Source organism: Sphingomonas sp. GM_Shp_1 (assembly GCF_026540895.1).
Taxonomy (GTDB): Bacteria; Pseudomonadota; Alphaproteobacteria; order Sphingomonadales; family Sphingomonadaceae; genus Sphingomonas.
Genome location: NZ_JALNUR010000007.1, coordinates 23533 through 46005 on the forward strand (window position 1 = coordinate 23533; position 22473 = coordinate 46005).

Annotated in this window: 18 protein-coding genes; 10 read left to right on the plus strand and 8 right to left on the minus strand. The window is 67.4% G+C overall.

What is annotated here, in order from left to right:
* Positions 1-90 precede the first annotated feature (90 nt).
* From OXQ33_RS05720 to OXQ33_RS05740, 5 genes are all read left to right on the plus strand, one after another.
* Positions 91-2763: a ribonuclease E/G gene (locus OXQ33_RS05720; RefSeq protein WP_267433733.1), complete on the plus strand. Its 2673-nt coding sequence runs from the start codon at positions 91-93 to the stop codon at positions 2761-2763.
* A gap of 357 nt (positions 2764-3120) precedes the next feature.
* Positions 3121-4467: a M48 family metalloprotease gene (locus OXQ33_RS05725; RefSeq protein ID WP_267433734.1), complete on the plus strand. Its 1347-nt coding sequence runs from the start codon at positions 3121-3123 to the stop codon at positions 4465-4467.
* Entirely contained in the window at positions 4467-5174 is a 708-nt protein-coding gene (locus OXQ33_RS05730; protein WP_267433735.1) for a DsbA family protein, read from the plus strand. Before OXQ33_RS05725 ends, OXQ33_RS05730 begins: the two co-directional genes overlap by 1 nt.
* Before the next feature lie 33 nt (positions 5175-5207).
* Complete coding sequence (locus OXQ33_RS05735; protein ID WP_267433736.1) at positions 5208-6140, plus strand: ABC transporter ATP-binding protein; 933 nt, start codon at positions 5208-5210, stop codon at positions 6138-6140.
* On the plus strand, positions 6137-6898 hold the full coding sequence (locus OXQ33_RS05740) for an ABC transporter permease (RefSeq protein WP_267433737.1): 762 nt from the start codon (positions 6137-6139) through the stop codon (positions 6896-6898). Before OXQ33_RS05735 ends, OXQ33_RS05740 begins: the two co-directional genes overlap by 4 nt.
* A gap of 112 nt (positions 6899-7010) precedes the next feature.
* On the opposite strand, the gene OXQ33_RS05745 is transcribed toward OXQ33_RS05740, so the two are convergent.
* On the minus strand, positions 7011-7742 hold the full coding sequence (locus OXQ33_RS05745; RefSeq protein WP_267433738.1) for a CPBP family intramembrane glutamic endopeptidase: 732 nt from the start codon (positions 7740-7742) through the stop codon (positions 7011-7013).
* 106 nt (positions 7743-7848) lie between these two features.
* Positions 7849-8823, minus strand: coding sequence for a class II fructose-bisphosphatase (gene glpX, locus OXQ33_RS05750; protein WP_267433739.1), 975 nt, complete (start codon positions 8821-8823; stop codon positions 7849-7851).
* A 153-nt stretch (positions 8824-8976) separates the two neighbouring features.
* Between glpX and OXQ33_RS05755 the strand changes: the two genes are divergently transcribed.
* Entirely contained in the window at positions 8977-9732 is a 756-nt protein-coding gene (locus OXQ33_RS05755) for an ATP-binding cassette domain-containing protein (RefSeq protein WP_267433740.1), read from the plus strand.
* On the plus strand, positions 9729-11270 hold the full coding sequence (locus OXQ33_RS05760) for a glycine betaine ABC transporter substrate-binding protein (RefSeq protein ID WP_267433741.1): 1542 nt from the start codon (positions 9729-9731) through the stop codon (positions 11268-11270). Before OXQ33_RS05755 ends, OXQ33_RS05760 begins: the two co-directional genes overlap by 4 nt.
* A 294-nt stretch (positions 11271-11564) precedes the next feature.
* Here the strand turns inward: OXQ33_RS05760 and dapD are convergent, their stop codons facing one another.
* Together dapD and OXQ33_RS05770 are read right to left on the minus strand one after the other, a co-directional pair.
* Positions 11565-12392, minus strand: a complete 828-nt coding sequence (gene dapD / locus OXQ33_RS05765) for a 2,3,4,5-tetrahydropyridine-2,6-dicarboxylate N-succinyltransferase (protein ID WP_267433742.1) — start codon at positions 12390-12392, stop codon at positions 11565-11567.
* A gap of 2 nt (positions 12393-12394) precedes the next feature.
* On the minus strand, positions 12395-13057 hold the full coding sequence (locus OXQ33_RS05770; RefSeq protein ID WP_267433743.1) for a pyrimidine 5'-nucleotidase: 663 nt from the start codon (positions 13055-13057) through the stop codon (positions 12395-12397).
* Between the two features lie 157 nt (positions 13058-13214).
* On the opposite strand from OXQ33_RS05770, the gene OXQ33_RS05775 reads away from it, so the two are divergent.
* Both OXQ33_RS05775 and OXQ33_RS05780 read left to right on the plus strand, forming a co-directional pair.
* A complete protein-coding gene (locus OXQ33_RS05775) occupies positions 13215-15512 on the plus strand; it encodes a S8 family peptidase (protein WP_267433744.1) in 2298 nt (765 codons plus the stop codon).
* Between the two features lie 49 nt (positions 15513-15561).
* Positions 15562-16563, plus strand: coding sequence for an LLM class flavin-dependent oxidoreductase (locus OXQ33_RS05780; protein ID WP_267433745.1), 1002 nt, complete (start codon positions 15562-15564; stop codon positions 16561-16563).
* Positions 16564-16808: 245 nt separating this feature from the next.
* On the opposite strand, the gene OXQ33_RS05785 is transcribed toward OXQ33_RS05780, so the two are convergent.
* The 3 genes from OXQ33_RS05785 to OXQ33_RS05795 all read right to left on the minus strand — a co-directional run bounded on the left by OXQ33_RS05785 (position 16809) and on the right by OXQ33_RS05795 (position 19230).
* The gene (locus OXQ33_RS05785) at positions 16809-18119 is read right to left on the minus strand and encodes a HAMP domain-containing sensor histidine kinase (RefSeq protein ID WP_267433838.1); all 1311 of its coding nucleotides are present in this window, start codon (positions 18117-18119) and stop codon (positions 16809-16811) included.
* 70 nt (positions 18120-18189) lie between these two features.
* Entirely contained in the window at positions 18190-18879 is a 690-nt protein-coding gene (locus OXQ33_RS05790; RefSeq protein WP_267433746.1) for a response regulator transcription factor, read from the minus strand.
* 39 nt (positions 18880-18918) lie between these two features.
* Positions 18919-19230 (minus strand): hypothetical protein, encoded by a 312-nt coding sequence (locus OXQ33_RS05795; protein WP_346015342.1) that lies wholly within the window; start codon positions 19228-19230, stop codon positions 18919-18921.
* Positions 19231-19349: 119 nt separating this feature from the next.
* Between OXQ33_RS05795 and OXQ33_RS05800 the strand changes: the two genes are divergently transcribed.
* Positions 19350-21134 carry an ATP-binding cassette domain-containing protein gene (locus OXQ33_RS05800; protein WP_267433748.1) on the plus strand — a complete coding sequence of 595 codons (1785 nt, stop codon included), beginning with the start codon at positions 19350-19352 and terminating at the stop codon, positions 21132-21134.
* Between the two features lie 18 nt (positions 21135-21152).
* Here OXQ33_RS05800 and OXQ33_RS05805 read toward each other — a convergent pair whose 3' ends face one another.
* A complete protein-coding gene (locus OXQ33_RS05805; RefSeq protein WP_267433839.1) occupies positions 21153-22472 on the minus strand; it encodes a pilus assembly protein TadG-related protein in 1320 nt (439 codons plus the stop codon).
* Position 22473 lies beyond the last annotated feature (1 nt).

Here is a 22473-nt window from a genome sequence, read left to right on the forward strand (position 1 = left end):
CCAGCGGACCGGCGCCCCGCGCCGCCGCCCACCTTATTTACCGCGCGCGACGGCTGCCACAGGGCCCGACGCGCGCGTGGAGACTTCATAATGACCACGCGTATGCTGATCGACGCACGCCACCGGGAAGAGACCCGGGTGGCCGTCGTCAAGGGTAACCGGATCGAGGAATTCGACTTCGAATCGGCCGAGCGCAAGCAGCTCAAGGGCAATATCTACCTCGCCAAGGTGACCCGGGTCGAACCGTCGCTCCAGGCGGCGTTCGTCGATTACGGCGGCAACCGTCACGGCTTCCTGGCCTTTTCGGAAATCCACCCCGACTATTACCAGATCCCGAAGGAAGATCGCGAAGCCCTGCTGCGCGAAGAGGCCGAGCATGCGGCGGAAGAGGCTGCGCTGCGCGCCGAACTCGACGCCGAGGATGACGAGGATCATGACGGCGACGATCATGACGATCACGCCGACGACCATCACGACGACGAGGATGGCGAAGGCGCCCCGCGCCCCAAGAAGTCGACCGTCAACGACGACCAGGTCGAGGCGCTGCGCCAGCGTCGCCAGAATCTGCGCCGCCGCTACAAGATCCAGGACGTCATCCATCGCCGCCAGGTGCTGCTGGTCCAGATCGTCAAGGAAGAGCGCGGCAACAAGGGCGCGGCGCTGACCACCTATCTGTCGCTGGCGGGCCGTTACTGCGTGCTGATGCCCAACACCAGCCATGGCGGCGGCATCAGCCGGAAGATCTCGAACGCCGCCGATCGCAAGCGACTGAAGTCGATCATGGCGGACATGGCGCTGCCCTCGACTATGGGCTGCATCGTCCGCACCGCCGGACTTCAGCGCACCAAGACCGAGATCAAGCGCGACTTCGATTACTTGGCTCGACTGTGGGACGGCATTCGCGAAAAGACGCTGCACTCCTCGGCGCCGGCGCTGATCTATGGCGACAGCGACCTGATCAAGCGCGCGATCCGCGACATCTATAATCGCGAGATCGAGGAAGTGATCGTCGAGGGCGAGGAAGGCTATCGCCAGGCGAAGGAATTCATGCGCCTGCTGATGCCGACGCATGCCCGCCGGGTGAAGCAATATGCCGACGCCGTGCCGCTCTTCCAGCGCGCGCATGTCGAGGACCAGCTCGCCGCGATGTACAATCCGGTCGTCCAGCTGAAGTCGGGCGGCTATCTGGTCATCAACCCGACCGAGGCGCTGGTGTCGATCGACATCAACTCCGGGCGTTCGACCCGCGAGCATAATATCGAGCAGACCGCGACCGCGACCAACCTGGAAGCCGCGCAGGAAATCGCGCGCCAGCTTCGTCTGCGCGACATGGCGGGCTTGGTCGTCATCGACTTCATCGACATGGACAACAACTCCAATGTCCGAAAGGTCGAGAAGGCGATGAAGGAGGCGTTGAAGAACGATCGCGCCCGCATCCAGGTCGGCCGCATCTCGTCCTTCGGGCTGATGGAGATGAGCCGCCAGCGCCTGCGCACCGGCGTTCTCGAAGCCTCGACCCGCCCCTGCCCGCATTGCGAGGGCACCGGTCTGGTCCGCACCGCTTCGTCGGCGGGTCTGTCGGCGCTGCGCCTGATCGAGGACGAGGCCGCGCGCGGTCGCGGCTCGATCCTGACGCTGCGTGCCAGCCAGGAAGCGGCCGTCTATGTGCTGAACCGCAAGCGCGCCGACATCGCCGAGATCGAGGATCGTTACGGCGTGACCGTCGAGATCATTCCCGACCGCGAGGAAGAGGGTGCGCGCATGACGGTCGAGGCCTCCGGCCCACCGCCCGCCTATGCGCCGAAGATCGACTCGCTGCTCCCGGTCGAGGAGGATGAGGACGATCTGGTCGACGAGATCGAGGAAGAAGAGGACGAGGAAGAGGTCGAAGAGGCCACGACCGAAGCCGCCGCGCCTCGCGAGCCGCGCGAAGAGGGCGAAGGCGGTGGCCGCAAGCGCCGTCGCCGCCGTCGTGGCCGTCGCAACCGTGGCGGGGCCGAGGACGCCGGGCATGGCGACGAGGCCGAAAGCGCCGACGACGCCGAACTCGACGAGACGGACGAAGGCGAGGAAGACACCGTCGAGCCGGTCGAGGCGAACGAAGCCGAAGCCGAGACGGGCGAACCCCGCGAAGGTGGCCGCCGTCGCCGTGGCCGTCGCGGTCGTCGCGGTGGTCGCCGCCAGGACGGTGGCGCGGTGGAAGCCGGTGAGGCTTCGACCGAGACCGCCGGCGAGGACGACGTCGCCGAAGCGCCGCTGTCCATCGAGGAGCCGATCGAGGCGGGCGATGCCGCCCCGGTGACGACCCCGCTGGTCGTGGCCGAGGTCGAGGCGAGCGAGGCTCCCAAGACCCGCCGCCGCCCGCGCGCTCGCAAGGCCGCGCCGGTGGCGACCGAGACGGTCGAGACGCCGGTGGAAGCGCCCGTGGAAACGCCGGTGGCCGAGGACGCCGCGCCGGTGGTCGAAGCCGCGCCGGAAGCCCCCGCCAAGCCCAAGCGCGTCCGCAAGAAGGCCGCTCCCAAGGCAGCGGCCGAGCCGGTCGCGGAAGAACCCGCGCCGGTGGTCGAAGCCGAGGCGGAAGCTCCGGCCAAGCCCAAGCGCGTCCGCAAGAAGCCCGCGCCCAAGGTCCCCGCCGAGCCGGTGACCGAGGAAGCCGCTCCGGTCGAGGCCGAACCTGCCCTGGCAGCGGAGTCGACCGAGTCCGACGCGACCACGAGCGAGGCCCCGCGTCGCGGCTGGTGGCAGCGCACCTTCGGCGCCTGATCGCTCCTTGATCAACACGAAACGCCCTCCTTCCCCAGCGGAAGGAGGGCGTTTTCCGTTAGGCCGGATCGACATTGAGATATGCACTCTTTTCCCTCGCCCCTCATCGAGGGGAGAGGGAAGAAGGCGTGGCATGAAGGTCGATTGGCCATAGGATGGGGCGGGCGGACCGCCCACAAACACTCGACCACCCCGGCGAGGGCCGGGGTACGTTCCTTTGTTGAAAGGAAGCCCCGCCTTCGCCCCGCCACCCTTTCGTTCGCCGCGCGTTCAGCCAGCCAATGGCAAGGCCGGTCCATCGCATCCCAGGCTGCAAAGCCGGTTGTGTCCCGACACCGACCCGCCGATAGAGGAAGCATGAAGCGACTGATCGCCGCCTTCGCCGCCACGATCCTGCTCTGGGCGCAACCCGCCGCCGCGCAGTCGATCCTTCGCGATGCCGAGACCGAATCGCTGTTCGCGGACATGTCAGCGCCGATGATCAAGGCCGCCGGCCTTTCCCCGCGCGACGTGAAGATCGTCCTGATCAACGACGATTCGATCAACGCCTTCGTGGCGGGCGGGCAGATCGTCTATGTCCATTCGGGGCTGCTCCAGGCGGCGGACAATGTGAACGAGGTGCAGGGCGTCGTCGCGCACGAGCTGGGCCATATCGCCGACGGCCATGTGATCCTGAGCGAACAGGCGATGAAGCCCGCAATGAAGATGCAGCTTCTGTCGATGGTGCTGGGCCTGGCCACCATTGCGATGGGCGGCGGTGCGGCGGGCATGGGCGTGCTCGCGGCGGGGCAGCAGGCCGCGATGGGCCAGGTCCTGGCGTTCAGCCGCAACCAGGAATCGGCGGCGGACGCGGCGGGTGCGCGCTACCTCACCACATCGGGCGTGACCGGCAAGGGGATGCTTAGCTTCTTCAAGAAGTTGCAGAACCAGCAATACCGCTATGGCTACGTCAACATCGATCCGTTCGCCCAGACTCACCCGCTGTCGTCCACCCGTATCCAGGCGCTGACCAGTGATCTTCAGGCCTCGCCCGCCTGGAACACGCCGGTCGATCCCAAATTGCAGGAACGCTTCCTGCGTGTGAAGGCCAAGCTGTTCGGCTATATCTCGCCGCCCGAGACGACGCTCCAGAAATTCCCCGACACCGACCAGTCGGTCTATGCGCATTACGCGCGCGCCTATGCCTATCATAAGGCCGCCTATCCCGACAAAGCCGATGCCGAGGCGAATGCGCTGATCGCCAAGGATCCGAACGATCCCTATTTCCAGGAGATCCAGGGCCAGATCCTGCTGGAGGCGGGCAAGCCGCAGGAGGCGCTGGCTCCGTTGCGCGCCGCGACCATGGGATCGGGCCAGAACGCGCTGATCGCCACCACCTTCGGCCATGCGCTGATCGCGACCGAGGACAAGCGCAATCTGCCCGAGGCGGTGAAGGTGCTGAAGGTCGCGGTCCAGCGCGACGAGGACAATCCCTTTGCCTGGGTCCAGCTCGGCACCGCCTATGAGCAACTGGGCGACACGCCGCGCGCCGCGCTCGCCACCGCCGAGCGGGCGAGCATGATGGGCGACACCCGCACCGCCATCCAGAGCGCGCGCTATGCGCTCGCCAATCTCACCCCCAACACGTCCGAATGGATTCGGGCGCAGGATATCGCCATGACCTCTGCCGACGCCGCCGCCAGTTCCAAGAAGAAGCGCCGCTGATGGGGGTGAAGACTTTGGCCGCCGTCGCGGTCATGGGTGGTCTGGTCGGCGGCGGGACCGTCCTGGCGCTGGCGCCGCTCTTCGCCCCCGGCGGCGCGTCGGGCGACGGCGTGCGTGCCTATCTGCTCGATCACCCGGACGTGATCCCGGAGGCGATGCAGCGGCTTCAAGACCGCGAACAGGGCAAGGCGGTGGCGGCGATCGGCGGAGACCTGACCAAGCCGTTCGGCAATGCCTATACCGGCAACCCACGCGGCGATGTCACGCTGGTCGAATTCTACGACTATAATTGCGGCTATTGCCGGGCCAGCCTGCCGCTGCTCAAGGAATTGGTCCAGGCCGATCCCAACTTACGCATTGTCTATCGCGAGCTGCCGATCCTGGCCCCGTCGAGCAAGGCGGCGGCGCGGATGAGCCTGCTCGCCGCGTCGCAGGGCAAGTTCGCCGCCTTCCACGATGCCCTTTATGCGGGCGGGCCGGTCAGCGACGCGACCATCGCCGCCGCCGCCGCCAAGGCCGGGGTCGATGCGAGCCGGATGGCAGCCTTCCAGCCCCAGGCGGATGCCGAGATCGCACGCAATCTGGAAGCCGCCGGGCGGCTGGGTCTGACCGGCACGCCGAGCTGGATCGTCGGCAATCGCATCCTGTCGGGCGCGTTGCCGGTCGAAGAGTTGCAAAAGGCCATCGCCGCCGCACGAAACGCTTGATAAGGCGGCGCTATTCCAACGGGGAACTGCCGCATGACCGACCCGATCCTGTCCGTCGAGGGCGTGACCAAGACCTATAAGAGCGGGGTCACCGCGCTCCAGCCGGTCGACCTGACCATCCGGCGCGGTGAGATTTTCGCGCTGCTCGGTCCCAATGGGGCGGGCAAGACGACGCTCATCTCGATCGTCTGCGGGATCGTGACCCCGTCGGCGGGCGCGATCCGGGTCGATGGCCATGATGCCCTGCGCGATTATAAGAGTGCACGGCGGAAGATCGGGCTGGTGCCGCAGGAACTGTCGGTCGACATGTTCGAGCGGGTCATCGACACGGTCAATTTCAGCCGGGGCCTGTTCGGCCGCGCACCCAACCCGGCCTATATCGAACAGGTGCTGCGTGACCTGTCGCTCTGGGACAAGCGCCATGCCAAGCTGATGGAGCTGTCCGGCGGCATGAAGCGCCGGGTACTGATCGCCAAGGCGCTATCCCACGAACCCGACCTGCTCTTCCTCGACGAGCCCACCGCGGGCGTCGATGTCGAGCTTCGCCGCGACATGTGGAAGCTGGTCCACCGGCTGCGGGAACGCGGCGTCACCATCATCCTGACCACCCATTATATCGAGGAGGCCGAGGAGATGGCCGACCGGGTGGGCGTGATCGCCAAGGGCCAACTCCTCCTGGTCGAGGAAAAGGCCGAGATGATGAAGAAGCTCGGCAAGCGCGAAATGGTGCTGACCCTCGCCGAGCCGATGACGGCGCTCCCGGCGGAACTGGTCGAATGGAACCTGACGCTGGAGGATGAGGGCAAAAGGCTGCGCTACATCTTCGATGCCCGTGCCGAGCATACCGGCATCCCCTCGCTGTTGCGCAGGCTGGGCGAGTTGGGGATCGGGTTCAACGATCTGGAAACCTATAAATCCTCGCTGGAGGATATCTTCGTCGATCTGGTCGAGGGAACGCGCGCATGAACCTGCATGGCATCTGGTCGATCTATCGCTTCGAAATGGCGCGCTTCCGGCGGACGGTGTGGACCAGCCTGATGGTGCCGGTCATCACCACGACGCTCTATTTCGTGGTGTTCGGCACCGCGATCGGATCGGCGATGAACCAGGTCTCCGGCGTGCCGTACGGCGCGTTCATCGTGCCGGGCCTGATGCTGCTGTCGATCTTCTCGGAGAGCATCCTGAACGCGAGTCTGGGCATCTACATGCCCAAATTCACCGGCACCATGTACGAGATATTGTCCGCGCCGCTTTCTCCCATCGAGACCGTGCTGGGCTATGTCGGCGCGGCGGCGAGCAAATCGATGGTGATCGGGCTGGTGATCCTGGCCACCGCCCATCTGTTCGTGGACCTCAGCATCCTGCATCCGGTGGCGATGCTCTTCTACCTGTTGCTGGTGGCGGTCACCTTTTCGCTGTTCGGCTTCGCGATCGGCATCTGGGCGCGCGGGTTCGAGCAGTTGCAGGTCATTCCGCTGCTGATCGTCACCCCCCTCACTTTCCTGGGCGGCGCCTTTTATTCGGTGACGATCCTGCCCGAACCGTGGCAGACGGTGACGCTGTTCAACCCGGTGGTGTATCTGATCAACGGCTTCCGCTGGACCTTCTTCGGCACGTCGGACGTGACGCCGGGGGTCAGCCTGGGGGTGACGGGGCTGTTCCTGCTGGCGTGTCTGGCGTGGATCGGCTGGATCTTCCGCACCGGCTGGCGGCTGAAGAACTGACGATCCGGCACGGGGAGGTGGCAGGGCGAAGCCCTGACGGAGGGGGGCTTCCACATAGGACAGCCTTTGCGGCGATGCCCCTGCACCAGCCTGCGGCTGGTCCCCCTCCCCGTTACCGGGGAGGATTTTTGCGTAACGTCCCACCCAATAACGGCGTCACCACCAGCCCGTTCAGGTCCACCAACGCATGGACCAGCATCACCACCCACAGGCTGCCGGTCATCAGGTAGAGCCCGGTCATCACCGCCCCCAGCGCGGTGGTGGCGAGTACCCCCATCCAGCCCTGATAGCGGTGCATCGCCCCGAACAGCGCCAGCGACGCGGCGAACCCGATCCATGCCTGCCCCGTCACCAGCGCGACCAGCAGCGGCAGGTACAGGCGGAAGAAGGCCTCCTCGCTCACCCCCGCCATGACGCTGAGCGCTGCGGTATATTTCAACTCGCGCCGGTCGCGCGGCAACAGCGCGGAGACATCGCCCAGCGGCCGCCGCTTGCGCATCCGCGCCAGCACCGCACCCGCCACCAGTCCGCCGACCGCGCCGCCGATCAGCATCGGGCGCATCGCTTCGCCGTCGAAGATCGGCGGCATAGCCCCCGCCAGCCCGACGAATTCGTCCGGCATCACCGCCAGCGCATCGATCCGCCCGAGCAGCACCAGACCGACCGGCACCGGCACCAGAAAGGCCAGCGCCGCCCGCGCCAGCCACAACCGGAACCGCATCCGCCGCGAATGGCTGTCGTCGAGCGCCTTGAACCGCCGATATTCGCCCAGATCGCCTTTCTGGAACCACCACACCCCCGCCAGCGCGGCGAGCAGGAGGGCGGCGGCTAAAGCCCGGGACATGCGGCCGATCCGCGAGCATCCGGCAAATGGCGGGGCCCCACCCCAACCCCTCCCCTGAAGGGGAGAGGCTTGGTCCGGGTCGAACTCACGGCACCCTGCCCCGCCGTCACAGGCGATGCTGCCCCTTCACCCAGCGGACCGTGCCCGAAGAGGCGCGCATCACCACGCTTTCGGTCGTCATGATCTTGGCATGCCGCTTCACGCCCGCCAGCAGCGAGCCATCGGTCACCCCGGTCGCCGCGAAGATGCAGTCGCCGCGCGCCAATTCGGTCAGGTCATATTGCTTGTCGAGGTCGGTCACGCCCCATTTGTACGCGCGCGACCGCTCGGCGTCGTTGCGGAACAACAGCCGCCCCTTGAACTGCCCGCCGACGCAACGCAGCGCGGCGCAGGCCAGCACGCCCTCGGGCGCGCCGCCCGATCCCATATAGACGTCGATCGTCGTCTCCGGATCGGTGGTCGCGATCACCCCCGCCACGTCGCCGTCACCGATCAGCACCACGCCGCACCCCAGCGACCGCAGCTCGGCGATCAGCCCCTCATGCCGCGGCCGGTCGAGCACGCACACCGTGATGTCGCCCGGCTTCACGCCCTTGGCCTCGGCGATGGCGCGGATATTGTCGCTGGGGCTGCGGTCCAGATCGATCACGCCCGCCGGATAGCCGGGCCCGACCGCGATCTTGTCCATATAGACGTCGGGGGCATTGAGCAGATGCCCCTTCTCCGCGATCGCCAGCACCGCCAGGCTGTTGGGTCCCGCCTTGGCGCAGATAGTCGTCCCCTCCAGCGGGTCGAGCGCGATGTCGATCTCGGGGCCATGGCCGGTGCCGACCTTCTCGCCGATGAACAGCATCGGCGCCTCGTCGCGCTCGCCCTCGCCGATGACGACCGTGCCGTCCATGTCGAGTTCGTTGAGCGCGGCGCGCATCGCCTCGACGGCGGCGGCATCGGCGGCCTTTTCGTCACCGCGACCGACCAGGGTAGAGGCCGCGATCGCCGCCGCCTCGGTCACGCGCACCATTTCGAGGACGAGGACACGGTCGAGGACATGGCTGGCGGTCTGCTGGTCGATCTGGCTCATAACTCTCCTGACGCACATTTGGGCGTTGAACATGTTTTACACGTCTTACCGCGCCGCGTGGCGCACGAATAGTCCGAAAGCGTCGGCGCTTGCGGCGGAAAGACCGACTGCGGCGTTTGACCGATTCATGTTGCATCCCCATGATCGCCCGCCATGCCCGAACCGATGATCGCGCTGGAGAATCTGTCCCGCCGCTATGGCACGGTCGCGGCGGTCGACGGCGTATCGCTGTCCATCGCGCGGGGATCGTTCGTCGCGCTGGTCGGCGCATCGGGCTCGGGCAAGTCGACGCTGCTCCGCACGATCAACCGGCTGGAGACGCCCGACAGCGGCCGGGTACGCGTCGACGGCCGCGACGTCACCGCCGAGCCGCCGCACGCATGGCGTCGCCGGATCGGCTATGTCTTTCAACAACATGGCCTGTTCCCGCATATGACGGTGGCGGCCAATGTCGCGATCGGACTGCGGCTGGCCGGGCGCGCGGTCGGCGACCGGGTGGGCGAGGTGCTCGATCTGGTCGAACTGCCCCGCGATCTGGCCGATCGGATGCCCGACGCACTGTCCGGCGGCCAGCGCCAGCGGGTCGCCATCGCCCGCGCACTGGCGACCGAGCCGCCGATCCTGCTGCTCGACGAAGCGCTGGGCGCGCTCGATCCGGTGACGCGCGACGCGGTGGCCGGGCGGCTGGTGGCGCTTCACCGGCGATTGGGACTGACGACCGTGCTCGTCACCCATGACATGGCGGAGGCGCTGCTGACCGCGGACCGGGTGCTGGTGATGGAGCGGGGACAGATCGTCGCCGATGCCAGCCCGGCGCAACTGGTCGCGGGGGAAGGCGGCGAGGCCGCGCAGGCCCTGATGGCGGTTCCCCGGCATCAGGCCGAGCGGCTGGCGGCGCTGGCCCGATGAGCGCCTTTTCCGACGCGCTCACCCGCGTGCCGCCGCTGCTCGCGCAGCATGTGCTGGTCAGCATGGCGGCGCTGCTGCTGGGGATCCTGATCGCCGTGCCGCTGGCCTTCGCCTGTGCGCGGCGGCCGGGCCTGTCACGGATCGCGCTGGGATGCGCGAGCCTGGTCCAGACCATTCCGGCGCTGGCGCTGCTCGCGCTCTTCTATCCGGTGTTGCTCAGCCTTTCGGGACTGGTCGGCGGCGGGATACCGGCCCTGGGCTTCCTGCCCTCGCTGCTGGCGCTGACCCTCTATGCGCTGCTGCCGATCCTGCGCAACGGGGTGACGGGGCTGCTCGGCCTGGACCCGGCGGTGTTGCAGGCCGCCGATGCGGTGGGGATGACGCGCGGGCAGAAGCTGCGGCTGGTCGAGGCCCCATTGGTCGCGCCGATCCTGGCGGCGGGGATCAGGACGGCGGCGGTGTGGACGATCGGTGCGGCGACGCTGTCGACCACGGTGGGGCAGCCGTCGCTCGGCGACATGATCTTCGCCGGGCTCCAGACCCAGGCCTGGGCGCTGGTCCTGGCGGGATGTTTCGCCGCCGCCGCCCTGGCGTTGGCGGTCGATGCGCTGATCGGGCTGATCGAGCGCGGACTGGCGACGCGGCGGAAGGCCCTGTGGATCGGTGGGCTGGTCGCGCTGGTGCTGGGTTGCGCGCTGACGACCCAGCCGCTCTGGCCGCGCGGGGGCGAGCCGCGACGTCAGGTGGTGATCGGGGCGAAGAATTTTTCCGAGCAATATATCCTGGCGCGGTTGATCGGCGACCGGCTGACGCGGGCGGGCTATTCGGTCAGCTATCGCGACGGGCTGGGCTCGGCGGTGGCGTTCGAGGCGACGGCGGGGGGCCGGGTCGATGTCTATGTCGATTATGCCGGAACGCTGTGGACCACCGCGATGCACCGGCATGATTCGCCTTCGCGCGGGGTGATGCTGGATACGCTCAAGGATTGGGCGGCAACGCGCGACGTGGCGATGCTGGGGCCGCTGGGGTTCGAGAATGCCTATGCCTTCGCGATGAAGGCCCCCTCGGCGCAGCGGCTGGGCGTGCGGTCGCTGGCCGATCTGGCGAGGGTGGCGCCGGGTCTGAAGCTGGGCAGCGACCTGGAGTTTCTCGATCGCCCCGAATGGGCGGCGGTGCGCGATGCCTATGGCCTCCGGTTCGCGAGCATGACGCCGTATAGCCCGACCTTCATGTACCGCGCGCTTTCGAGCGGGCGGGCGGATGTGATCTCGGCCTTTTCCTCGGACGGGCGGATCGCGGCGGATCGGCTGACGGTGCTGAGCGATCCGAAACGGGCGATTCCGGGCTATGACGCGGTGCTGCTGGTGGCGAAGGACCGGGCGGGGGATGCGGGATTCGTGGAGGCGCTCCGCCCGATGCTGAACCGCATTCCCGTCGAGGCGATGCGGGAGGCGAACTACCGGGTCGATCGCGACGACGCGGCGAAGGAAAGCCCGGAGGCCGCCGCGCGGTGGCTGGCGAAGCGGGTGGGGTTATAGGGAAACCCTAACCACAAACGGTCAGCCCCTCCCGCAGGCGGGAGGGGCGTGCCAAGGTTCAGGCGGCGCGACGAAGCCGCGAGGAAGAAGAGATTTTGCACGCGGAGAGCGCGGAGAGGTCGTACTCTGCGGCAGCCTCCATACTGTTCCACAGGCCGGTGGTGGAAATGAACCAGTGGCCGCGGGCGATACGTCTCTGCGCCCTCCGCGCAAACATATTCTTCTTCGCGACTTCGCGTCTTCGCGCGAACCAAAAACGTCGGTCCGGCCGAAACCGGAACGGCGTCGTAGAGGTCAATCCCGCAACAGGTCGTTGATGCTGGTCTTCGACCGCGTCTGCGCGTCCACCCGCTTGACGATCACCGCGCAATACAGCCCCGGCTTACCGCCGACCGAAGGGGTCGTGCCGGGCACCACCACCGAATAAGGCGGCACATGGCCCCGGAAGACCTCGCCCGTCTCGCGGTCGATGATCTTGGTCGAGGCGCCGAGATAGACACCCATGGACAGCACCGCGCCCTCGCCGACGCGGACGCCCTCGGCGACTTCGGCGCGCGCGCCGATGAACGCGCCGTCCTCGATGATGACGGGCCCGGCCTGGAGCGGCTCCAGCACGCCGCCGATGCCCGCGCCGCCCGACAGGTGGACGTTCTTGCCGATCTGGGCACAGCTGCCCACCGTCGCCCAGGTGTCGACCATCGTGCCTTCACCGACATAGGCGCCGATATTGACGAAGCTCGGCATCAGGATCGCGCCCTTGGCGACATGTGCGCCGCGCCGCACGACCGAGCCCGGCACCGCGCGGAAACCGGCGGCGCGGAAGTCGGCTTCCGACCAGCCGCTGAACTTCGACGGCACCTTGTCGAACCAGTGGCCCGCGCCCGGACCATTGTCGATCAGGACATTGTCGTTCAGGCGGAACGACAGCAGCACCGCCTTCTTCAACCACTGGTTGACGGTCCAGCCGCCATTTCCGTCGGGCTCGGCCACGCGCGCCTCGCCCCGGTCGAGCAGCGCCAATGCGCGGTCGACGGCGATGCGCGCCTCGCCCTGCGTCGCAAAACCCAGTTCGGCCCGGTTTTCCCAGGCGGCGTCGATGGTGGCGGCCAGGTCCTGGCTCATGGTCATTCCTCCAATATGCTGGTCAGCCACGGCGTCAGCGCGTGGACGGTGTAATCGATATGGTCGCGGGCGGCCTCCGGCCCCTGTTCGGAGCCGTTATCGACCCACACGGTCGTCATCCCGATCGCCTTGGCGGGGATCAGGTTGCGCGCCATGTCCTCGAAGAAGATGGCGCGGGTCGGGTCGATGTCGAACGCCGCGCACAGGCCCGCATAGGCCGACGGCTGCGGCTTGGGCACCAGGCCCATGGCGGTGATATCGTGCACCGCCTCGAAATGGCCGCCCAGCCCCAGCCGGTCGAGCACCTTCAGCGCATAGGGCTTGTCGCCATTGGTGAAGACCAGCTTGCGCCCCGGCAGCTTGGCGATCGCGGCGGCGAGCGGCGCGTCCGCTTCCAGCACGTCCATCTCGATATCGTGGACATAGGCCAGGAAGGCGGCGGGATCGACGTCATGCTCGGCCATCAGCCCGGCCAGCGTGGTGCCATGCGCGTGGAAATAGTCCTTCTGCACGCGAAACGCCTCGGCAGGCTCCAGCCCCAGCAGGTCGCCGACGAATGCGGTCATCCGCCGGTCGATATGCTCGAACAGATTGGCGCTCGCCGGATAGAGCGTATTGTCCAGATCGAAGATCCAAGCGTCGATATGGGCAAGGGCTGGCAGCATCGGCCAGCGTTTAGGCGCGAGGCCGCGGGGTCGCAAGCCGTGGGTGGCGAACGACGACGATCATTCTGCCATCGACACGCAAACTTCTCCTTCGCGCCGGACCCAACCCGCTTTATGACCACGGAAATAAGCCAAGGGCGCAAAGCGAAGGGGCATCATGTCGAGGATCGGTGCGGCGCGCGGCGTGGCGATGGGAGGGATGGCCTGTGCCATGGGGGCGATGCTGTCGGCCTGTGGCGGCGGTGGCGGCGTGCAATCGACCCCGCCGCCGCCGACCGTCACGCCAACCCCGACTCCGACCCCAACTCCGACCACGACCCCCAGTACGACACCCACTCCCGCCCCGACGCAGAATTACGACACGGCGGGCTACCGGGCGACCAAAGGCGCAGTGTCGATGAACGCGCTGGCCGCCTATCAGCGTGGCGCGACCGGCGCGGGGGTGACGCTGGGCGTGATCGATTCGGGGCTGGATACGCGCTCAGGATTGTTCGCGGGGCGTGTCGCCACCGCTTCGACCGATCTGGCGGGAACGCGCGGGACCGGCGACGAGGACGGGCATGGCACCGCCGTCACCTTCACCGCCGCCGGGGGACGCGGCGGCGACCGGGCACAGGGGGTGGCGTTCGATTCCACCATCCTGGTGCTGCGCGCCGACGAACCGGGCAGTTGCGGGACGAGCGCCGGCACCGATGGCGGGCTGGGCGGCAAATGCTCCTTCTCCTCCACCTCGATCGCGCGCGGGCTGGACGTCGCGCGGACGGCGGGGGCGCGGGTGGTCAACATCTCGCTGGGCTCCAACGATACGCCGCCCTCGGCGCTGCTCGCGGCGATCAACCGGGCGACCGCCGCCGGGATGGTGATCGTCATCGCCGCCGGGAATGACGGCGAGTCGGACCCCACCCTGCTCGCGCAGATCGCCAACAACGCGGCGGTGGCGCGCGGACAGATCATCGTCGCCGGGTCGGTGGGACAGAGCGGCACCATCTCCGCTTTCAGCAACCGCGCCGGACAATCAGCGGCGCATTACCTGACCGCGCTGGGCGAGCGGGTGGAGGCACCGGACGCGACCGGCACGCGGCTGCTCTGGTCGGGCACCTCCTTCGCCGCGCCGCAGATCACCGGGGCGGCCGCCCTGCTGGCGCAGGCCTTTCCCAACCTGACCGGCGCGCAGATCGCCGACCTGCTGCTCCGCACCGCGCGCGAGGCGGGGGGCAGCGGGACCGACGGCATTTATGGTCGCGGCACGCTGGACCTGACCGCCGCCTTCCAGCCGGTCGGCGGGATGAGCGTGGCGGGCGGCACCGCCGCCGTCTCGATGAGCGTCAATGCGCGCCTGTCCCCCGCCATGGGCGATGCGCGGGTGCAGGGGCTGAACCTCGTCGCGCTGGACGGCTATGCCCGCGCCTATCGGGTCGACCTGTCCGCCACCGTCGCACAGGCCAGCCCGCGCGCGATGCTCGCCCCCGCCCTGCTCGGCCGGATCGAGGGCGCGGCGGTCAGCGACGGCAACCGGTCGATCGCCATGACCAGCGCGATCACGATGCCCGGCGAAGCCCGATTGCGCGCCATCGTCCCCGCCGACGCGACCGGGCCGGTGCGCCGGATCGTCGCGGGCAGCGTGACTCAGACGCTCGGCCCGCGCACCATGATCGGATTCGGCTTCGCCAGCAGCGGCGAGGCGCTGATCGCGGGCTGGACCGGACAGACGGGCGCGGCCTTTCTGCTGACCGATCCCGGCTTCGGTATCGACCGGGCGCCGCGTGCATCGGCGGCGCTGCACCGCCGATTGGGCGCATGGGGCGTCAGCATGGCGGCGGAGAATGGCCGCTTCGCCGCCCCCGCGCCGGGCATGGTCCCGCCCGGTTACGACCAGACGAGCCTGTCGCTTGACCGCCCTGTCGGTCCGGTCGCGATGATGCTGGGCATGACCCGGCTGGCGGAGCGCTTGACCGTGCTGGGCGGCTGGTTCGGTGGCGCACTGGGACAGGCCCATGCGACCAGCTGGTTCGCCGACGCCGCCGCGCGGTGGAGCGACGAGGGCGGCTGGACGCTCGCCACCCGCTGGCGCAGCGGCTGGACCCGTGCGGAGGGCGGACTGGGCGGCGGGATGCTCGCCAGCCGGTCCTGGTCGGTCGAGGCGGGCAAGCGCGGGCTGTTCGGCGGCGACCGGATCGACCTTCGCTTGTCCCAGCCCTTGCGGGTGACGGCGGGCGGGCTGAACCTGCGATTGCCGTCGCATTGGGACTATGCCGGGGGACAGGTCGACGGCTGGACCACCAGCCGCCTGTCGCTGTCGCCGACGGGGCGCGAGCTGCTGGTCGAGGCGCGGCATGCGGTGCCGCTGGGCGCGGGGCAATGGTCGACGCATCTCTTCTGGCGGCGCGACCCCGGCCATATCGCCGCGCTGCCGCCCGAACGGGGGCTGGCGATGAAGTATGGCTTGACCTTCTGATACGCGGTCTTGGCTGGCGGGGAGGGTTCGCCATCCCCATCTTGCCGGAATGACACGTTATTCCTTGCTCGATCTGGTGCCCGTCATCGAGGGCGGCACCGTGGCGCAGGCGCTGGCCAACGCCGCCGACCTCGCGGCCCATGCCGAGGCGGTCGGCTTCCACCGCTATTGGACCGCCGAGCATCATGGCATGGCGGGCATCGCGTCGGCCGCGACCGCCGTGGTGCTAGCGCATGTCGGGCACGCAACGAAGACCATCCGCATCGGCGCGGGCGGCATCATGCTGCCCAACCATGCGCCGCTGACCATCGCCGAGCAGTTCGGGACGCTGGACGCGCTGTTTCCGGGCCGGATCGACCTGGGGCTGGGCCGCGCGCCGGGATCGGACCAGCGCGTCGCGCGCGCGATGCGCCGGACGCTCGACAGCGATCCCAACGCCTTCCCGCGCGACGTGATGGAGTTGCAAAGCTATTTCGCCGATGACGGCCAGACCGGCATCGTCGCGACGCCGGGCGCGGGCGCCCGCCCGCAAATGTGGATCCTGGGGTCGAGTCTGTACGGCGCGCAACTCGCCGCCGCGCTGGGGCTGCCCTATGCCTTCGCCTCGCACTTCGCGCCCGATGCGCTGGACGACGCGCTGGCCATCTATCGCCGCGACTTCCGCCCCTCGGCGGTGCTCGACAAGCCCTATGCGATGGCGGGTTTCAACGTCTTCGCCGCCGATACCGACGAAGAGGCGGAATTGCTGGCGAGTTCGCAGCAGCAGGCCTTCGTCGCGCTGCGTACCGGCCGCCCCGGCAAGCTGCCCCCGCCCGTCCCCGGCTATCGCGAAAGCCTGGGCGTGCAGGGTTCGGCGATCCTCGGGTCCGTCCTGTCCTGCTCGGCGATCGGCTCGCCACAAACGGTGGAACGCCAACTCGCCGCCTTTGTCGAGCGGACCAAGGTCGATGAGGTGATGGTGGTGAGTGCGATCTTCGACCATGAGGCGCGCAAGCACTCTATCGGGATCGCGGCGCGGGCGATGGATGCGCTGGAGACGGTCGCGGCCTGATATTGGAATTTCGCGCGAAGCCGCGATGACGCGAAGTGAAGAGAAAAAGGTTGGTTCGCGCGGAGGCGCGGAGAACGCGGAGGTGTCGTATCCAGTGGCACCGCCACCCCTTCATCCTCATCGGTTTGGAAGGAAGTATTGATCTTACCGCTCGACACGCCCCCTCCGCGCCTCCGCGCCTCCGCGCGAACAAAAATATTCTTCGCGTCATCGCGGCTTCGCGTGAACCAGCAAGCCGGAAAACCCTACCCCACCGCCGCTGGAAGCCGGAGCCGCACCAGCAGTCCGCCCAGATCCTCGCTCTCCTCCAGCGAGACAGTCCCGCCGTAAATCTCCGCCACGTCGCGCACGATGGCGAGGCCCAGGCCGGTGCCCGGCTTGCCGGTGTCGAGCCGCACGCCGCGATCGAAGATGCGCACCCGTTCGCTCTCCGGGATGCCGGTGCCGTCGTCCTCGACCAGGATTTCGACGAACCCGGCCTGCGCACCGACCGTCACGAAGACGCTGCCGCCGCCATATTTGGCCGCGTTCTCGACCAGATTGCCCAGCATCTCGTCCAGATCCTGCCGCTCGACATGGACCGCCAGATCCTTGGGGCCGTCGATATCGATGCGGACATGGCGATAGAGGCGGCCCACCGCGCGCTCGACCGATTCCAGGCTGGGCCAGACCTCCGCCCGGCTGTGTGCCGATCCGCGCCGCCCGACCGCGCGGGCGCGGGCGAGATGATGGTCGACCTGCCGCCGCATCGTCCGCGCCTCGCGGATGACGGTCTCCGACAGGTCGTCGGCGCGCGCCGTCGCGGCGTTCATGATGACGGTCAGCGGGGTCTTCAGCGCATGGGCGAGGTTGCCCGCATGGCGCCGCGCCTCCTCGGCCTGTTTCTCGTTATGCTCGATGAGCGCGTTCAACTCCTCGACCATGGGCGCGACTTCGTTGGGCATGGCGTCGGAAATGCGGTTCGCCCGTCCGGCGCGCATCGCCGCGATCTCCTCACGCACCCGGCGCAAGGGGTAGAGGCCGTAGAATGTCTGCATCGCCGCCATCAGGAGCAGGCCGACGCCCAGCAACGCGAAGCTGCGGATCAGGATGCGGCGCAGCGCCCCGACCTGCGCGTCCAGTTCGGTCGTTCGCTGTGCGACCTGAAAGCGCCAGCGGACATCCGATCCGGGCAGCTTGACGTCGCGTTCGACGATGCGCAGCTTTTCTTCCGGGAACTGGGTGCTGGTATAGACGTGGATGTCATCGTCGTTGCGCGCCGGGCCATAAGCGAGCCGCCGGTCCCACAGCGACCGCGACGGGAAGGGATCATAGCCCTTGCCGGACACCTGCCAGTAGATGCCGGAGCCGGGCTCCAGAAACCCCTGATCGGCGGGCTCCCGGTTGAACCAGACCTCGCCCTGCGAATCGATTCCGGCGGACACCAGCAGCGATTTCAGCACATAGGCCTGGCGGTCGTCGAAATTCTGGGTCACCGCCGACACCAGCACCCGGTCCAACGCGAAGCCGCCGCCCGCCAGCAGGACCATGATCCACCCCGCGGCGATCAGGATCATGCGACGCGACAGCGACCCCGTGCGCAGCGTCGGGCGCGTGGTCTGACCGTCCTTCACGACGTTATCCGTATCAGGCCGCCGGTTCCGTCGCAGCGCCAGCCGCCGGATCGTCCAGGCTATAGCCCAGGCCCCGGATGGTGGTGATCACATCCTGGCCCAGCTTCTTGCGGATGCGCGTCACGAACACCTCGATCGTGTTCGAATCGCGGTCGAAATCTTGGTCGTAGATATGCTCGATCAACTCGGTACGGCTGACCACCTTGCCCTTGTGATGGAGCAGATAGCTGAGCAGCTTATATTCCTGCGCGGTCAGCTTCACCGGCTCGCCCGCCCGCGTGACCTTGCCCGAACGGGTGTCGAGGCGAACGTCACCGGCGGTCAGCTCGGACGAGGCGTTGCCGCTGGCGCGCCGGATCAGCGCGCGCAGGCGGGCGATCAGTTCCTCGGTCTGGAAGGGCTTGGCGACATAATCGTCCGCGCCCGCGTCCAGCCCCGCCACCTTGTCCGACCAGCTGTCGCGCGCGGTCAGGACCAGGACGGGCGTGGTCTTGCCCTCTTTCCGCCAGCGGTCGAGCACGGTCAGCCCGTCGATCTCGGGCAGGCCGAGGTCGAGGACGATCGCGTCATAGCTTTCGGTCGAGCCTAGGAAATGCCCCTCCTCGCCGTCGGTGGCGAGGTCGATGGCATAGCCCGCGCCCTCCAGCGTGGCCTTCAACTGCTGGCCGAGATTGGGCTCGTCCTCGACGATCAGAACGCGCATCGCAAAACTCCTATTCCCCTTCGACGAAAGCGGCGGCGATCAGCCGTCGGTCCGCCCGATGATCTTGCCGGTGCGGCCATCCACTTCCACCCAGATGACCGTCCCATTGCGCAGGAACTTCAGCGTGTAAATCTGTGCCCCCGCATCATAGTCGAAACCGATATATTGCGAATCGCGCATGGTGGGCACGACGCGCTGTTCGATTTCCCGCAGTGACAGATTGCCTTCCTTGCGCGCCTGGAACGCACGCATCTGGTCGCCGCGACGCTGATCGGGGGCCATTCCCATCGGAGGCTCGATCATCGGCGGCGAACCCATCGGTGCGGCAAGCAGAGCCAGAAGGACGGTCATCGACATGAAATTGGCATAGCGGTCAACCGTTGAACAGCCTCTGAATGGATCATGCAGGCCCCCGACAGCGCATGGACCGCTTGCCGGGTTCCGCATCCGCCCCTAACTGCCATATCATCATGGCAGCACCCGTTCTTTCCTATGAAGACCTGGGCCTCGTACAAGGCTCGGGCTGGCTCTTCCGGCATCTCGACATCCATATCGGTCCGCGCGACCGGCTGGCGCTGATCGGGCGCAACGGGGCGGGCAAATCGACCCTGCTCAAGCTGATCGCCGGGATCATCGATTCCGACGAGGGGCGGCGGATGATCGTGCCGGGCACGCATGTCGTCTATCTGGAGCAGGATCCCGACCTGACCGGATGCGCCACCCTGATGGACTATGCCCTGTCGGGCGAGGGCGCGCCGGAGAGTTACGAGGCGGAGGCGATCGCCGGACAACTCGGCATCGACCTGACCCGCGACGCCTCCACCGCCAGCGGCGGCGAGAAGCGACGCGCAGCGATCGTGCGGGCGCTCGCCATGAACCCCGACGTGCTGTTGCTCGACGAGCCGACCAACCATCTGGATCTCGCCGCCATCGAGTGGCTGGAGGACTGGCTGAAGCGCTTCACCGGCGCGTTCGTGGTGATCAGCCATGACCGCACCTTCCTGACCCGGCTGACCAAGTCGACGCTTTGGCTGGATCGCGGGCAGATGCGGCGCAACGAGGTCGGCTTCGGCGGTTTCGACGCCTGGACCGAACAGGTCTATGCCGAGGAACAGCGCGCCGCCGAGAAGCTCGACGCCAAGCTCAAGATCGAGGAGCATTGGCTCCACCGCGGCGTCACCGCGCGGCGCAAGCGCAACCAGGGCCGTCTGGAAAAGCTGCACCAGATGCGCGCCACCCGCGCCGCGATGATCGGGCCGCAGGGCGCGGCCAAGCTCGGCATCGCCTCGGACGATGTGAAGACCAAGGAGGTCATCAAGGCCGAGCATGTCACCAAGCGCTATGGCGACCGCACGATCATCAAGGATCTGAGCCTGAAGGTCACGCGCGGCGACCGGATCGGCCTGGTCGGCGCGAACGGGGCGGGCAAGACGACGCTCCTGAAGCTGCTGACCGGCGAGATCGAGCCCGACGAGGGCAGTGTCTTCCTCGCCAAGACGCTGGACGGCGTGATCATCGACCAGCAGCGGAAATTGATGGCCCCGGAGAAGCGGGTGCGCGAGGTGCTGGCCGATGGTGGCGACTGGATCGACGTGCGCGGCGTCCGCAAGCATATCCATGGCTATCTGAAGGAGTTCCTGTTCGACCCCTCGCTGGCCGAGGCGAAGATCGGGACGCTGTCGGGCGGCGAGCGCTCGCGCCTGTTGCTGGCCCGCGAGTTCGCGCGCGAATCCAACCTGCTGGTACTGGACGAGCCGACCAACGATCTCGACCTGGAGACGCTCGACCTGTTGCAGGAGGTGATCGGCGATTATGACGGGACCGTCCTGATAGTCAGCCACGACCGCGACTTTCTGGATCGCACCGTCACGGTGACGCTGGGCCTCGACGGGTCGGGCACGGTCGATGTGGTGGCGGGCGGCTATGCCGACTGGGTCGCCAAGCGCAAGCAGCCGTCCGAAGCGAAGAAGGCCCCAACCAAGACCGCCCCGACGCCCCCCGCCCCGGCGCAAGCGAAGACCAAGCTCAGCTACAAGGACCAGCGCGATTATGAGCTGCTGCCCAAGCGGATCGAGGAGCTGGAAGCCGGGATCGCGCGCGACGAGGCGAAGCTGGCCGACGCCGATCTCTATGCGAAGGACCCGGCGGGCTTCGACCGGCTGATGAAGGCGATCGAAAAGGCGCGGGAAGAAAAGGACGCGGCCGAGATGCGCTGGCTGGAACTGGCCGAACAGGTGGAGGCGCTGGCCGGCTGATCCCCCGCCCGCCGCGCGCTATCCGGTGATGCGCGCGGTCGCCACGGCGTTCTGGAACAGCCTGTCGAGCGCGCCGTAAATATCCTGGTCGGTCGTGACCTTGGTGTAGAGGCCGGACGAGGCGCAGGCCTTGAGGGCGGGTTCGATCTTGTACAGACGCGGCTTCACATTGTCCTGCGACCACTTATCGCCGTCCATCGATTCCGGCAGATACTCGGTATAGAGGATCGCGATCCGCACGTTGCGGTTCTTGATCATGTCGCATTTGGCGGTATCGAAAGCCACCTCGGGCACGCCCCCGGATCGCTGTTCGTCACGCATGCCATCGGTGATGATAAACAGCACGGCCTGGGGCGCCGCCTTTCCGATGCCGTTGCCCGGATCATCGATGGTCGCATTCATCTGATCCATCGCATCGCTGCTGCCCGTATCCTGATCGTTGAAACCGACTTCGGTCGATTTGCAGGCCTGTGTCGGGCAGAGGTTGCTATAGAAAAGCGATGGGGTGAGATTGGCCGTCTTGCTCGCGGCCAGTTTCATATTCCCGGTCTTGGGTTGCAGGATCGAATATCCGCCGCGCCCCCGGAAGGATGCGATCGTGATGCGATAGTTCGCGCCATTCTTGCTGGACGTGTTGGTCGCATTCGTCGTCAGCTTGGAAACAGCCGTTCCTTCGTCGTCGATGCGCAGCGACAATCCATAGGATTTGGCGACGCCATACAGGTCGGTCGTCTTCCCATTGGCATCGATACCCGTCAGATCATTGGTCGAATGACAGGCGAACTTGCAGCCCTTTCCGTTGCTCGCCGCGACCTTGGCCAGACCGGCGCTCGTCGTCGGCAGCGCCATCGAGCCGGATACGTCCAGCAGCATGTAGAAATCGATATCGGGCGCGACGGCGTTGGTCGTCGCCGATCTGCCCGAAACGGTCAGGGTATCGATGCCCAGGATGCGGGCGAAGACGTTGTTCGACACACCCCTGTAACTGACCGTCGCGGTCCGGCGGCCATTGGCGTCGGTCGGTGCCTGGATCGTCACGTTGGACAGGGTGATGCCGCCCGACTTGATCAGCCCCGCCGCTTGCAGGTTGAAGAAGGCGCGAGCGATATCGGCGGCATATGCGTCATCCACCCGCATCGCGCTCTTGCTGACCGCCAGAAGCGCGGCGGCATCGGCGATGGCGTTCAGCTTGGTCTGCGCCTTCATCGCCCGGGCATAGTCGACGCCCATGCCGATCGAGCATGTCAGGATCGGCAAGGTCAGCGCAAACATCATCAGGACGTTGCCGCCCCGCTGGCGCAGCAGCGTCCGGAGCGCGCGGGGATGCACGAGCGTCATC